Source organism: Streptomyces sp. NPDC101152 (genome assembly GCF_044768275.1).
Classification (GTDB): Bacteria; Actinomycetota; Actinomycetes; order Streptomycetales; family Streptomycetaceae; genus Streptomyces.
Genome location: NZ_JBIWPO010000004.1, coordinates 224,358 through 238,246, shown reverse-complemented (window position 1 = coordinate 238,246; position 13,889 = coordinate 224,358). Strand labels below are relative to the sequence as shown.

The 13,889-nt window shown below is 67.4% G+C and carries 12 protein-coding genes; 4 read left to right on the top strand and 8 right to left on the bottom strand.

The window, feature by feature from the left end; all coding sequences use genetic code 11:
* The first annotated feature begins 21 nt into the window (after window positions 1–21).
* Window positions 22–1,194, top strand: coding sequence for a serine hydrolase domain-containing protein (locus tag ACIRVK_RS07395; RefSeq protein ID WP_404244456.1), 1,173 nt, complete (start codon window positions 22–24; stop codon window positions 1,192–1,194).
* Window positions 1,195–1,307: 113 nt separating this feature from the next.
* Here ACIRVK_RS07395 and ACIRVK_RS07390 read toward each other — a convergent pair whose 3' ends face one another.
* From ACIRVK_RS07390 to ACIRVK_RS07375, 4 genes are all read right to left on the bottom strand, one after another.
* Complete coding sequence (locus tag ACIRVK_RS07390; protein WP_404244455.1) at window positions 1,308–1,595, bottom strand: hypothetical protein; 288 nt, start codon at window positions 1,593–1,595, stop codon at window positions 1,308–1,310.
* On the bottom strand, window positions 1,592–1,888 hold the full coding sequence (locus ACIRVK_RS07385; RefSeq protein WP_404244454.1) for a DUF6247 family protein: 297 nt from the start codon (window positions 1,886–1,888) through the stop codon (window positions 1,592–1,594). Before ACIRVK_RS07385 ends, ACIRVK_RS07390 begins: the two co-directional genes overlap by 4 nt.
* Window positions 1,889–1,966: 78 nt before the next feature.
* Window positions 1,967–2,170, bottom strand: coding sequence for a DUF397 domain-containing protein (locus tag ACIRVK_RS07380; protein ID WP_404244453.1), 204 nt, complete (start codon window positions 2,168–2,170; stop codon window positions 1,967–1,969).
* Window positions 2,170–3,015, bottom strand: coding sequence for a helix-turn-helix domain-containing protein (locus tag ACIRVK_RS07375; RefSeq protein WP_404244452.1), 846 nt, complete (start codon window positions 3,013–3,015; stop codon window positions 2,170–2,172). The genes ACIRVK_RS07380 and ACIRVK_RS07375 overlap by 1 nt, the downstream gene beginning before the upstream one ends.
* 203 nt (window positions 3,016–3,218) lie before the next feature.
* Between ACIRVK_RS07375 and ACIRVK_RS07370 the strand changes: the two genes are divergently transcribed.
* Window positions 3,219–3,884 (top strand): ATP-binding protein, encoded by a 666-nt coding sequence (locus tag ACIRVK_RS07370; protein WP_404244451.1) that lies wholly within the window; start codon window positions 3,219–3,221, stop codon window positions 3,882–3,884.
* A gap of 101 nt (window positions 3,885–3,985) precedes the next feature.
* On the opposite strand, the gene ACIRVK_RS07365 is transcribed toward ACIRVK_RS07370, so the two are convergent.
* The gene (locus ACIRVK_RS07365) at window positions 3,986–7,117 is read right to left on the bottom strand and encodes a DUF3427 domain-containing protein (protein ID WP_404244450.1); all 3,132 of its coding nucleotides are present in this window, start codon (window positions 7,115–7,117) and stop codon (window positions 3,986–3,988) included.
* A gap of 574 nt (window positions 7,118–7,691) precedes the next feature.
* Here ACIRVK_RS07365 and ACIRVK_RS07360 point away from each other — a divergent pair.
* Window positions 7,692–9,050 (top strand): DUF222 domain-containing protein, encoded by a 1,359-nt coding sequence (locus tag ACIRVK_RS07360; protein WP_404244449.1) that lies wholly within the window; start codon window positions 7,692–7,694, stop codon window positions 9,048–9,050.
* Between the two features lie 37 nt (window positions 9,051–9,087).
* On the opposite strand, the gene ACIRVK_RS07355 is transcribed toward ACIRVK_RS07360, so the two are convergent.
* The 3 genes from ACIRVK_RS07355 to ACIRVK_RS07345 are packed head-to-tail and all read right to left on the bottom strand — an operon-like array spanning window position 9,088 to window position 12,836.
* On the bottom strand, window positions 9,088–10,098 hold the full coding sequence (locus ACIRVK_RS07355; RefSeq protein WP_404244448.1) for a hypothetical protein: 1,011 nt from the start codon (window positions 10,096–10,098) through the stop codon (window positions 9,088–9,090).
* Between the two features lie 24 nt (window positions 10,099–10,122).
* Complete coding sequence (locus tag ACIRVK_RS07350) at window positions 10,123–11,367, bottom strand: MFS transporter (protein ID WP_404244577.1); 1,245 nt, start codon at window positions 11,365–11,367, stop codon at window positions 10,123–10,125.
* Window positions 11,364–12,836: a beta-1,6-galactanase gene (locus ACIRVK_RS07345; RefSeq protein WP_404244447.1), complete on the bottom strand. Its 1,473-nt coding sequence runs from the start codon at window positions 12,834–12,836 to the stop codon at window positions 11,364–11,366. Before ACIRVK_RS07345 ends, ACIRVK_RS07350 begins: the two co-directional genes overlap by 4 nt.
* Before the next feature lie 250 nt (window positions 12,837–13,086).
* Here ACIRVK_RS07345 and ACIRVK_RS07340 point away from each other — a divergent pair, with 250 nt between their 5' ends.
* Window positions 13,087–13,875 carry a class E sortase gene (locus ACIRVK_RS07340; protein ID WP_404244446.1) on the top strand — a complete coding sequence of 263 codons (789 nt, stop codon included), beginning with the start codon at window positions 13,087–13,089 and terminating at the stop codon, window positions 13,873–13,875.
* Window positions 13,876–13,889 lie beyond the last annotated feature (14 nt).

The window sequence follows — 13,889 nt, the reverse complement described above, 5'->3', positions numbered from 1 at the left end:
CGCAATGCCAGGATGGACGGCATGACGACGATCAACGGTGACGTTGCGCCCGGGTTCGAGCCGGTACGCGAGGCGTTCGCGGCGAACTTCGCGCAGCACGGGGACATCGGGGCGGCACTGTGTGTCTACCGGGACGGTCGGCCCGTGGTGGACCTGTGGGGAGGACAGGCCGACCCCGACACCGGCCGGCCCTGGACGCGGGACACGTTGCAACTGGTCTACTCGGCGACCAAGGGAGCGACGGCCACCGCGGCGCACCTGCTGGCCCAGCGCGGCGCACTGGACCTGGACGCGCCGGTTGCCGAGTACTGGCCGGAGTTCGCCGCGAACGGCAAGGCCGACATCCCGGTGCGCTGGCTGCTGTCCCACCAGGCCGGCCTCGTCGCACTGGACCAACCGGTGCCGCTGGCCGACGCGTTGGCCTGGCACCCCATGGTGGCCGCACTGGCCGCCCAACGTCCCCTGTGGACACCCGGCACCGCGCACGGCTACCACGGCCGGACCTTCGGCTGGCTGGTCGGAGAGGTCATCCGCCGCGTCTCCGGTCGCACACCGGGCCGCTTCTTCGCCGACGAGATCGCCGCCCCCCTGGGACTGGACTTCTTCATCGGCCTCCCGCCGACCGAACGCGATCGCGTCAGCCGCATGACCTACCAACAGCCGGACGTCGATCTCAGCAAGGTCCCCCTGGAGTCGATCCCCGAGGACCTCCGCGACCTGGTCGCCGCCATGAGCGACCCCAACTCCCTGAGCAACCGGGCCTTCCAGCTCACCGACCCCGCCGACATCGACTTCAACTCCCCCGAGGTCCAGGCCGCCGAGATCCCCGCCTCCAACGGCATCGGCACCGCACACGGCCTCGCGCGCATGTACGCCGCCCTGATCGGAGAGGTCGACGGCATACGGCTGCTCACCCCTGACACCGTCGCCGCGGCGACCAAGGAACAGTCCAACGGCCCGGACCAAGTGATCATGCTGCCCAGCAGATTCGGCTCCGGCTACATGCTCCCCACCGCCCTCATGCCCCTGACCGGCCCGAACTCCTTCGGCCACCCCGGCCGAGGCGGCTCCCTCGCCTTCGCGGACCCGGAGCACGGCATCGGCTTCGGCTACGTGATGAACAACATCGTCGAGGGGGCGGATGATCCGCGGGCGCGGTTGCTGGTGGAGGCTGTGGGGGTGTCGTTGGGGTGACAGAGGTCCTGGTCGGCGGCCCCGGACCGACCCGCCGGGTCACCGTCCGTCCTCGCCCTGCCTGCCCCTGAAGTTCGGCATCGTGTGGTGCGGACACAACCGGCCTAGCCGGGTCACTCAGCGGGAACACCATCGTCCGGGGTCACCGCCACGATGGCTACGGTCGGGGGCGGGGGCGCGGGCGTATAGACGTACGCCACTGCCAGCCCGGGCACTCGGCCCCGAGGTTCGATCCTCGTTTTGCGGACTTCGGTGCCGTCCTGGCCGGGCGGCCGGAGCAGGACTCCGAGCCTGGGCACCTGCTCCAGTTCCCGCCGTAGCGCCTCCAGCGCCTGCTCGGCTCCGAGAGCCTTCGCCCGATCGGCCGCCCGAACCGTCACGGCCGCGATCACACTGCTCACCGGCCCTGTGCCTCCTGCTTCAAGCGTGCCGCGAGATCGATGCCCTCCTGGACAGCGATGTCGAAGTCGGGGTCCTGGTAGAGGCGGATCCTGCCCCGGTAGTCGACGATCACCGAGGCGACAGCGTTGAGGTCCGTCTCAGAGGAGGCCTCCAGCGCACGCTGAAGATCTGCCTCAAAGGACTCCCTGTCACCCGGGAAGCCGTGCCCCGACCGAAGGGCGGCTCGAAGGTCGCCGATGGTCTTCAACGGCAGCGCCGCAGCCCCGGGTGTCTCTGCGTGTTGTGCGCTCACGATCGTGTGCTCCTTGCTGGCCGGTGTCCTATGGGGAGTGTCCTATAGCCGGGTGAGTGGTGCCGTATGAACCTCTGGTCAGTGAGTCTCATGTCCTCGGTCAAGGACATCGCGCAAGAAGGCGCGCCATGCGGCGTCGCCCAGAGCGATCAAGGGGCCTGCCTCGCCCTTTGAATCGCGTACGAGGATGCCGTCATCGACAAGCGCGCACTCCACGCACTCGGTTCCGCTGCCACCGCTGTACGAGGACTTGAACCACTGGTGCGTCGAGGGCGCCGCCATTAGAACTCCTTGCTTATACGGGCGATGATCTCGGCCGACGATTCGAGATCGAGGGCCTGCGCGCTGAGGTATTCGAACGCCAACCTATAGCGCTGCAGTTCTTGCTGCTTCTCCATGAACAGCCCTCCACCAATCAGATCCACGTAGACCACGTCCAGCTCCGGTGTTGGACCTCGGAGAACAGCGAAGCTACCAACTGCCGCAGCGTGAGCTCCCGTTGAGAACGGAAGCACTTGGACAGTCACGTGGGGTCGTTGAGACAAGGCAAGCACCTGACGGAGCTGTTCCCGCATGACGTCGGGACCGCCCACTCTGCGTCGGAGTGCCGCCTCGTCGATGACGCACCAGACATGAGGTGGCTCATCTCGATCAAGCAACTCTTGCCGCTTCATACGGATGTCGACCATGTGCTGGACCTCCCCCTCAGGGCACTGGATCTCCGAGGCCCGGTGAACGGCTTCGGCGTACCCGCGCGTTTGGAGGAGGCCGGGGATGTACATGCACGCGTAGTGATCTTCACGCACCACCTCGTCCTCAATGGTGAGCATCAGGTTCATGGATTCAGGAACCGGGTCGGCGAGTGAGCGCCACCAGCCCTGGATCCTCGCGCCTTTCGCGAGTTCCACGAGAGCGAGGCGCTCCTCGTCTGAGGCGTCGTACTCACGGCAGAGGGCATCCACGGCCGGCCACTTGACCGTGCCCTCCTTCGTCTCGTAGCGGCTGAGCGTCGCCTTCGAAATGCCCACGCGTGCTCCTGCTTCCTCAAGGGTCAGCCCCCTGAGCTCTCGGAGACGGCGGAGATCAGCACCCAACTGGCGCCTTCGGGTAGTAGGTCCGACTGCCATGTGTTTAGCCCTCCGTGCCGATCGCTTCGATCGTCCTGGTCGTGCGCATGCGACAGCAAGACAGCGCACGCCGGGGGCGCGCAGTGTTCGTACGCACCCCAGCTTGGTCAAGGTGAGAGTTCCATTTTGAGAGTTCCAATGCAACTCTCAGTGAGTGGCCAATCGCGTGCCGCAACCTACCCTGGGAGAAGAGGACTTGGGCCATGGACTGCACGACATGCATGCCAAGGAAGCGGTGGGACCTCCCCTTCTTCGCTGAGCCAGAGCAAGTGGCAGGCGTACGGCGAGCCCTGCGTCGCCGCCTCGGAGGATGGGGACTTCATGCCGCAATCGACGCAGCTCAACTGCGTGTCAGCGAACTCGTCTCCAACGTGATCAACCACGTCGGGCCGGGAGTTCCTGTCACTCTCAGCGTCTCCATGCACGGCACTCGCCTCCGCCTGGAACTTCGTGATCCCGATAGCCGTGCGCTACCGACCTTGGTCGAAGCGTGCACGGAGGCTGAATCAGGACGCGGCCTGACCCTGATCAGCGCCGTGACCGAACGCTGGGGTGTCCGGCTCCTCGCCGACGCCAAGGTGACCTGGTGCGAGCTTGCGACGGGACTGAGTACCGCTACCGGGCATTGTGGAGATCCGCAGGTCTCACGAGCAGAGCAGGTGCTTGATCTCTACTGCGAGGGGCGTCTGCCCCCGGCAATGGGGGCGAGCATGCTTCGTGCGGCTGTGACTGAGGGAGCGGTGATCGACATCATTGCTGACCTCCTTCACTGGCTTCGAGTGCACGGCTCGACGCGGACGAAGCCTTGGACCGGGCTCAGGCGCACTTTGAAGCCGAGGTCGCAGACTTGGCGCGGTGATCACCTCTGAGCCGACGGCCGCTGAAACTCAACGCCTCGGTGGATCGCCGTTAGGGACCCCCTTTCGGAACTACGCGACCTCCTGGATCATTCGTTGACGATGGCTGTTGATTAGCTTGCGGCAATGGCTGAATAGGTCCACACGTCAGCCGGAAGCTCGTGCTGAAGATCCCACGTGATCGCCATCGGCTTGCTACCCGCGTGCTTCGCGTAGCTCGCCGGGCCCAGGAACATCCAGGGCTCGGACTTACCGATGGCGTTGGACTTGTAGCGGCGGAGGAACAGGAGGACGTGGCTGCCCTGCTCGGCGTGGTGTTGGTAGCGCAGGCCGGTTTTGGAGGTCTCGGGTGTGGTGCTCTGCGACTCCCAATGGAAGCGGGTGGGGCTGATCGCGTAGTCCTTGTAGCGGACGTTGGGGGAGAAGTCGCGTTCGTTCTTTTCCAGGGTAATCAGCAACGCGTCGGTCTTGATCTCCTGGACCCAGGTCACCCCCTGTGCGAACACACCCGGCATCTGGCCGCCCAACCGTGCCACCCCGAGCGCCGAGAGGAGCTCGGAGCGGTTGTACGCGCTATGGATCTTCAGGGGGAGGTGGCCGAGCGGCCCATCCAGGGAGAGGGGGAAGTGGTCGGTGCGGTCGAGAACATAGGTCAGGACCTGGCGCAGTTCATCGCGGACCCGGTGCTGGACGCGGAGGGACTCGAGCCCCTCGCGGTAGCTGGAAAAGCCGCCCGCCCTGTCCCACAGGTTGAAGAAGAGCATGCGGGCGTACGCCTGCTCAGTGGGGGAGAGGGAGTCGTAGTCGGGGGCCTCGTCCGCGAGGAGGCGGAGGTACGTGTCGGCCCGGTCCCGATCGTCCACGTGGAGGAAGGCGTGGACGCGTTTGAGGAGGTCCTCCTCGCTGGGCATCGGGGCCTCCTTGATGACCCCGGCCTTGCGGAGGACCTTGGTCCAGGAGTTGTCGCCTTTGTAGAGCTCCTTGATATCCCGTCGGCTTTCGCGTAGGTACGCGTCCAGCCTGGGCGTGCTGTAGTCCCGGACTTCTTTCGCCAAGGTGTTGATGGTGGCGTTCAGTTGGCTTCGGATGTTGTTGAGGACGAGGTCCTTGGACTTTCCCTCCAGGATGATCTGACAGCCGGAGGGCAGCTGGGGGAAGTCGCGTTCGATGCTGTCGACCAGGCGGTTGCGGGACAGGTTCGTCAGTGCCCGGAACTGTTCCTCGAAGCGGAACTCCGCCCGGTGCTGGCCGATGAAGTCCAGCACCGTCAGGACCGGCTTGTTCGGGGTACGGCGAAGGCCACGCCCCAACTGCTGGAGGAAGACGGTCGCACTGTTGGTGGGGCGAAGGAGAAGGAGGGTGTCGACATCGGGGATGTCCAGGCCCTCATTGAACAGGTCGACGGAGAAGATGACTTGGACTCTGCCGTTCTTCAGGTCATCCAGCGTACGGTCCCGCTCGGCAGACGACGAGTCGCTGTCGAGAGCCGCGGCCCGGAGGCCCATTTTGTTGAATTGCCTCGCCATGAAGTGGGCGTGCTTCTTGGTCACGCAGAAGCCCAGGGCCCGCATGGCAGCGGGGTTGGAGATCTTGTCCTTTACTTGCTTGAGGACGATGAGGGCATGTCCGTCGTCAGCCGTGTAGACGTTGCTGAGCTCGTCGCGGTCGTAATTGCCTGATTGCCACTTCAGCCGGGTCAGGTCAGTGCCGTCGGGGATTCCGAAGTAGTGGAAGGGGCACAGCAGGTCGGCTTCCAGTGCTTCCCACAGCCGCATTTCGGCGGCGATCCGACCGTTGAAGAACTCGTCCTGCACATTGAGCCCGTCCATCCTCTCCGGAGTCGCGGTGAGGCCGAGCACTTCGGCCGGCTTGAAGTGCTGGATCACGCGGCGGTACGTGCTCGCCGTGGCGTGGTGGAACTCGTCGATGACGATGACATCGAAGTGGCTTGGATCGAGTTGCTCCAGCCGCTGGAGGCTGAGGGATTGGACGCTGGCGAAGACATGGGTCCAGTCCCGGGGCTCTTGGCCGTTGTGGAGCAGCTCGCCGAACGACGCGTCGGCCAGTACCTCTTGGTAGGTGCGCAGGGACTGTCTCAGGATCTCCTTGCGGTGAGCGACGAAGAGCAGCCTAGGAAGCTCTCCACCGCGCCGGTTGCGCATGGTGCGGTAGTCCAAGGCGGCCATGACGGTCTTACCTGTGCCGGTGGCGGCGACCAGGAGGTTCTCGTGGTGCCCGCGGATCTCGCGCTCGACGCGGAGACGTTCCAGCATGTCTCGCTGATGGGGGAAGGGCTGCACTTCGAGACCAGAGAGGTTGATCCTGAGTTCCTCGTCCGACCCCTTGCCCCCTGCCCGGGCCAGAGCTTCGGCAAGGCGATCGCCGTCCTCATCGGGGTCGTACGACTCGAAGGCTGGGTCGTCCCAATACGCGTCGAACGTCGCCTCGAACTTGTCGAGCACCCGAGGCGTGGCGATTGACGACAGCCGTACGTTCCATTCCAAACCGTCGAGGAGGGCGGCCTTGGACAGGTTGGAACTGCCCACGTAGGCCGTGTTGAAGCCGGTCTTGCGGCGGAACAGCCAAGCCTTTGCGTGCAGACGCGTTGACCGGATCTCATAGTTGACCTTGACCTGGGCGCCGAACTCTCGGACCAGGCGATCCAAGGCGTGTCTGTCAGTGGCTCCGATGTATGTCGTCGTGATGACCCGGATGGGGACGTCCCGCTTCCTGGCTGCACGGAGTGAGTCCTCAAGCACTCTTATGCCGTGCCATTTCACGAACGCGCACAGTAGGTCGATGTGGTCGGCAGTGGCCAGCTCGGCGCGCAGCTCAGATCCCAGGTTGGGGTCGTCCGGGGCGTTCGTGATCAGCGCGGTTTCGGAGAGGGGGGTCAGGGGGCGGATCGCGTACACGCCAGGGGCTTCCCGCTCTGCTAGGGCGAGCAACTGGCGGGGCCCGTCGGCGATGACGGTCGTCTCGTCGTCCGCATCGGGTGTGCTCGAAGCGATCGACTCCATGATCTGATTGGCGAGGGCGACCCGCTTTTCGTGGGGCAGTTGAGCCAACCGCCGCCCCACGGCTTCGCCGATATGCCGAGCCAGCACATGAGGAGTGGACTCGGGACTGACCTCGGCGTCGACGGCTTTCCAACCCGCGGCCTCGAGTCCCTGTATCTGCTCGTGCAACTCCCGAGTGACAAGTCGCTCGTGGACACCAGCCTTGAGGTCCCCCGATTCCGCCACGGTCGCTCCTTCGTTCCCGGGTGTCGCCGTGGATCTGTTCTAACAGCCGTCACTGACATTCGGAGGCCAAGCGCTGAAAAGTGATCGTTATCCGACGGGAGGAGGGACGACGTGGGGCATGCAGGAAGCGCTCGTTGAACCCTTGCCGTGTGGCCACCCACTTCTTGACCAGTGTCGTGATTCCGCGGCCTGCCTCAAGGGCGCTCCCTGAGGTCGCGTCGCCTTCGGCGATCGGCCTGCGGCCGACCATTGACCCAGGCCGCGGAATCACGGGGGAGAAGCGAGCGGGCGGCCCGGGAAAGCGGGGGCCAGGTGGGGAGACGTGGGGGCGCCGGGTGGCCGGACGGGGTTTGGGCGCGGTCGCTGGGTGGGGGCACGCCGGGTGGCTCGGCGGCTGGCGGTGCGTACGTGGTTTGCGGTGAGGGCGGGCGACCATCCGCTTCGTGGAGGTTCACTCATTCGAGTGTGGGGTTTGACCTGGCTATATCACTGTGTGTGACGGAAAATGGGGTATGTGGGGCCGTGCCGATCGGGGCACGGAGTTGCCTGATGAGGTACAGGGAGGGGGGGTGTCGTGGCTGAGGTTGAGGCGGATGCAGGTGCTGTGGCACTCGGAGATCTCCTGCTCTGCGGGCCCTCGGATGACTGGGTCGCCTCCCTGAGGGAGGTGGTGCCGTCCGCCGAGAGTGCTGCGCTCCTCGATGGGATTGAGGTCGGGGAGTTGTCGGCTCGGGGGCGGATCGATGCGTTGGTGGCGCTGGAGCGGCATCTGGCCTGGGTGCAGGCCAAGCAGGTTGAGGTGTTGGCTGCCATTGCAGCGCAGGCCGAGGTTGCGGAGGGGAAGGTGTTGGAGGCCGGGGGGAGTCTGAGTGTTGTCTTCGCCGTCTCGTGGGACGGGGCTGTCGAAGAGGTCGCTTGTGCCTTGGGGCTTGCCCATCAGACCGCTGCACAGCGGTTGAAGGTTGCTTCTCTTCTTGTCGGGCGGCATGGGCAGACTCTCGGGCTGTTGGGTGGTGGAGAGATCACCTACATGCAGGCGCGCGTTCTCGCCGAGCAGTTGGAGGTCGTCGACGACGATGTGGCCGGGCGGGTCGAGGCCGTCATAGTGGGCAAGATGCCGGGGATGGCTGTCGGGCAGACTCGGGCCGCTCTGCGGCGGGCGGTTGTGCGGGCCGATCCCGAAGGGGCCGAGCTGCGGCATCGGCGCAGGGCTCGGGAGCGGAGGGTGCAGCACTATCCGCAGGAGGACGGGATGGCGTTGTTCGGGGCCGTTCTGCCTGCGCAGCAGACCGCGCTGATGGAGCAGGCCGTGGATCGGCGTGCCGGGAGCTATGCGGACGACGGGCGGTCCATCGATCAGAAGCGGGCCGATGCGTTGTTCGACCTGGTGGTGAATCAGCCTGGTTCGCTCGGTGGTTCAGGGGGTGGGCGTTCCGGCGTCGTGGTTCAGGTGACCGTTCCCCTCGATGTGTTGGTGGGGGCCGACGGCGGGCCCGGGGAGTTGAAGGGGTACGGGCCGATCGCCGGGTCGCAGGTGCGGGAGCTCGCTTTTGCTCCGGGCACGGTGTGGCGGCGGTTGATCACCGAGCCTGAGACCGGGTTGCTCGTCAAGACCGATCCGACCAGTTACCGGCCCACCGCCGAGACTGCCCGGCATGTCATCGCCCGGGATCAGTACTGCGCCTTTCCCAGCTGCCGGGTGCCTGCGCACCGTTGCGATCTGGACCATGTTCGGCCCTTCGATCATGAGCATCCGGAGCAGGGCGGGCAGACGGTGCCGGAGAATCTGCAGCCGTTGTGTCGACGGCACCATCGGCTCAAGACGCATCATCCCGGGTGGAGGGTCCGGAGGGATGCGCACAGCGGTGTCGCCGAGTGGACCGCGCCGACCGGGCACAGATATACCAACGCCCCGCCCGTCTACCGCGAGTGACGGGAGCGGTGAGTGAGCGGGGACGTTGGGATGTGGTTCATGCTCCGTGGCACCCCTCATACGGCTGCCCCGAGTCGCACCAGCATGCCGTTCCCCGCTGTGGCGGCCACTCCACCGCGCGGCCCCTGGCGGCCAGCGTCGTCGCGTACTGGGGGAGGAGTTCCGCGTCTGCCGGGGACGTTGCCTCCGAGGCGGCGAAGGCCTCGTAGGAAGGGACCGTGCCGGTGACGATGCCGAGGTTCGGGGTGCCGGAGGCGGCCAGTTCTCGGAGGGAGGACTCTATGGTCGCCAGGTGGTCCTCGTGGGACGGGTACTCGGCGGACAGGGTCGGGTACGCGTCCAGGAGTTCCGCCAGTTCGGCCTTCGGCCAGTGCAGGACCGCCACCGGGAACGGGCGGGAGAGGGCCTCGCGGTAGGTGCCCAGTTCCGCCCGGAGGCGGGAGATCTCGGCGGCGAGTTCCACGGGGTTGTCCGAGCCGAGGGACCAGACGCGTTTCGGGTCGTGGAGTTCGTCCAGGGAGACGGGGGAGGAGTGGAGGGTGTCGGCCAGCTGGTCCCAGGTGTCGTGGGGCAGGCCCAGCATGCGGCGGACGCGATGGCGGCCGAAGAGCAGCGGGTGGGTCGAGTAGGGGGGTTCCGGCACGTCCGTCAGGAGCAGGCGGGCGCCCTCGGTGAACGTCTCCTGAGCCGCCTCCAACTCGTCGTGGGCCTCCAGGGCCTCCGCGACGATCACCCAGGGGGCCGGGTCGCGGGGGGCCGCCGCGCGGACGCCGGTGATGATGGCGCGGGCCTCGGCCTCGTGGTCGTACTCCCAGAGGTTGGAGGCCTTCAGGGCGCGTACCAGATAGGGGTTCTCCAGGCCGTCCGCGGAGGAGAGCAGGCGGTCGTAGAGCGCGGTCGCGGCGGGGCGGTCGCCGGCGAGTTCCAGATGGGCGGCGGCCTGCAGGAGCAGGGCTTCGGCGTCCTCGGGATACAGGCCGGCGGTTCGCTCCAGGCGTGCCGCTTCGGCGGTGTGGTCGACGTTCTCGGCAGGCGTGTCGGGGCGCATGGACGACACCGTACTGCCGATGGCCTACTCAGGCGGAGGGAGGCGGTGAGATGTGTGCAGGTCGGCCGGTGGGGAGGGAGTGGGAGAGGCCGGGGTGGGGCGCGTCGTGCGGGTGGCGTAGGTCATCACCGCCACCGCCGTCAGGACGATCGCGGCGCCGACGTAGAGCGGGGCGTGGTAACCGAGGCCCGCGCTGATGGCAAGGCCGCCGAGCCAGGCGCCGAGGGCGTTGCCGACGTTGGAGGCGGAGACGTTCGCGCTCGCGGCGAGGGGGACGCCGCCCGCCTGGTCGGTGACGCGGGTGATCAGGCCGGGGACGGGGGCGAAGCCGAAGACGCCGAGGAGGAGGACCAGGGGTACGGCGGCGGGCTTGCTGTCGGCCAGGAGGCCGAGGAGCGTGAGGGTGGCGGTCAGGCCGGTCAGGCTGACGACGAGGGTGAGGTCGCGGTTGCGGTCGGCGCCGCGGCCGCCGGCCAGGTTGCCGACGACCAGGCCGGTGCCGTAGACGACGAGCAGCCAGGGGATGTCGGAGTCGGCGAAACCGGTGACCTCGGTGAGGGTGTAGGTGAGGTAGCTGAACGCGCCGAACATGCCGCCGTAGCCGAGGGCGGTGGCGGTGAGGGTCAGCCAGACCTGCGGCGAGCGGAAGGCGCGCAGGTCGGCGCGGAGGCTGGGGCGGGTGGGTGGCACCGTGCCCGCTGAGGCCGGGACCAGGGCGGCTGTGGCGGTCAGGGCCAGCAGGCCGATGGCCGTGATCGTCCAGAACGTCGCGCGCCAGCCCCAGCGTTCGCCGATCAGGGCGCCGAAGGGGACGCCCAGGACGTTGGCCACGGTCAGGCCCGCGAACATGACTGCGACCGCGCGGGAGGCCCGCTCGGGTGGGACCATGCGGCGGGCCACCAGGGAGCCGATGCCGAAGAACGTGCCGTGGCAGAGGGCGGCCACCACCCGGCCCAGGAGCATGACCGGGTAGGTGGGGGCGATGGCGGAGATCAGGTTGCCGGTGAGGAAGAGGGCCAGCAGGCCTATGAGGACCGTCTTGCGGTGCAGGCGGGCTGTGGCGGCGGTGAGCGCGATCGCGCCGACCGCCACCGCCAGGGCGTAGCCCGAGATGAGCTGGCCGGCCGCCGCCTCGGACACGTGGAGGTCGCGGCCGACCTGGGGCAGCAGCCCGGCGATCACGAACTCGGTCAGACCGATGCCGAAACCGCCGAGCGCGAGTGCCGCGAGACCGGGGCCGGGAGAGGGGGCAGGGGAGGAGGGGGTCAGATGACTACCCCGTCTATCTGCAAGGTCTGCACCGCCTTGCCCGCGAGTGACACCGACACGCTCTTCCCGTTCAGGTACGTGTCGGAGTACGACCGGTAGAGGTCACCGCCCGTCGTCACCGTGTTCCAGCGGGGGACCAGGCCGCCCGAACCGCCGCTCACCGTGGTGAAGTTGGAGAGGTTGAAGGTGAACGTCTGGGCGGAGGTCGAGGTGTTGAGCGCCACGATCACCAGGCGCCTGGCGCTCGCGTCGTAGGCCGCCACCGCGTTGCTCACGCCCGTGTCGAGGATCTTCATGCCGGGGCGGATGTGGCGGCTGAACTGGGCCATCGTGTAGTACTTCGTCTGCACCGCGCCCGCCTGCAGGGTGCTCGCGTCGTACGCGATCATCGCCCAGTTGGTGGACGGGTCCATGACCTGCCAGTACACCCAGGCGGTGGGGTGCAGCCAGCAGAAGTCGTAGAGCAGGTTGAAGGCGAGAGTGTAGCCGGTGCCGTCGTTGTCGCCGGTCTCGGAGTTCCACAGGGCCTTGCCGGACGTGGTGACCACGTCCGTGTAGAGGAGGTCGCGGCGGCCGCCGGAGCCCTGGTAGCCGTGGACGTTGACCCGGTTCACGTACCCCTTCGTGGTCGAGCTGAAGGAGCCCCAGGTGGTGCGGGCGAGGTCGTAGTTCGTCTCGTCGGAGGCGGAGATCTTCGTGCCGGTGAGGCCCCGCTTGTCCAACTCGCTGCGTACGTAGGGCAGTACGGCGGCCTGGACGGTCGAGTCCATGTGGCAGCCCTCCTGCGTGCCGGTCGCCGTCCACCAGTTGGAGCTGGGCTCGTTGAAGGCCTCGACGGTCGCGAAGTTCACGCCCCAGTTGTTCTTGGCGTAGAGGGCGACGGCGGCGAGGTGGGAGGCGTGCTGGCGGTAGTTCCAGGACTGGAGGTTGTTGCCGCCGTCGGAGGCGCCGGAGGGGTTGTGGTTCAGGCACATCCACCACATGGGGGAGTTGGCGAACAGTTCAGTGGTCGCGCCGCGGGCCACCGCCTTGGTCAGCATCGCGCGCTGGGTGGCGTCCGCGGTCCACTTCCAGGCGGAGGACGTGGGGTCCTCGTTGTTCCAGTCCTGCCAGTAGCCCTCGATCTGCTTGAAGGCGGGGATGTTGGCGGAGGCGACCATGCTCGAGCCGCTCACGGTGTTCCAGCTGCAGGCGCCTAGGTTGTAGCGGGCGATGTTCAGGCCGAGGCCGGGGAGTGAAGTGCCGTTGTACGTCGTCGACTTGGTGGTGAAGAAGATGTCGGCGAAGTCGTCCCGGGCGCCGAATACATTGGCCCACCAGGCGAGGGAGGTGCCCCAGCCCTCCCACGTGCCGTAGGAGGTGCCGGGATTGACGGCGATCGTGGCGTCCGCGCGTGCGGTGCCGGTCGCGAGGGCGCTGCCGAGGAGGGTGCCGCCGGCCGCGGCCAGCAGGGTTCTGCGTCGGATCATGGCTGCTACTCCGCTTCGCTCGCGGGCAGGCCGGCGGTCCCTGAACCGGCGGCCGGGCCCGGCGCTGTGGCCTGTCCCGTTCGTGCCACGAGGAAGCATCGGGTGTGACGGGTGAGGTTGTCGAGGGTTCCGTCATCCCTTTCTAAAACCGATGTACGAAGTGCCGAACGCGGCGTGTGGCTGGTGACTTGGAGGACGGTCGCCTATGGTGCGGGCGGCCCGGTGCCGGCCCCGTCAAGGAGGCGTACGGATGCGCGTTCCCGTCGTGCAGCACAGCACCCGGCGACGGTCGGCGCGGCGCCGGCGCGTGCTGTGGAGCGGGGGCGAGGTGCTGGTCACCGTGGGCGTCGTCCTGCTGCTCCTCGTCGTCCACCAACTGTGGTGGACCAACCGGGAGGCCAGGCGCGGGGCCGAGCGGAAGGTGGAGGCGCTGGAGCGGGAGTGGCGCACGGGCGGAGGCGGTGCGGGCGGTGGGGGTTCCGTTACGTCCGTCCCGGCCGGGTCCGCGCAGCCGTACGGCGACGCGGGCACCGGCGGCCGTACGTCCCAGCGGGCCGCCGACGCGGGGCAGGTGCGCCCCTCCTGGTCTCAGGCCTACGCCGTGCTGATCATCCCCCGCCTCGGGCTGCGCGTCCCCGTCGCCGAGGGCGTCAGCAAGCAGGACGTGCTCAATAGGGGGTACGTCGGCCACTACCGCGGCACCGCGCAGCCGGGGCAGGAAGGCAACTTCGCGCTCGCCGGGCACCGCAACACCCACGGTGAGCCGTTCCGCTACCTCAACCGGCTGCGCATGAAGGACCTGGTGGAGGTGGAGACGAGCGCCGCGACCTACACGTACGCCGTCGACCAGACCCTCCCGCAGACCTCGGCACGCGACTCGGGGGTGATACGGCCGATCCCGCGGTCGATCGACAGGCCGGCGTACGGGTACAGCCGGCCCGGCTACTACGTCACGCTCACGACCTGTACTCCGGAATTCACGTCCCGGTACCGGATGGTGGTGTGGGGGTTGCTGGTGTCGGTGCGGGCCAGGGGCTGAAAATATTGCGCGGT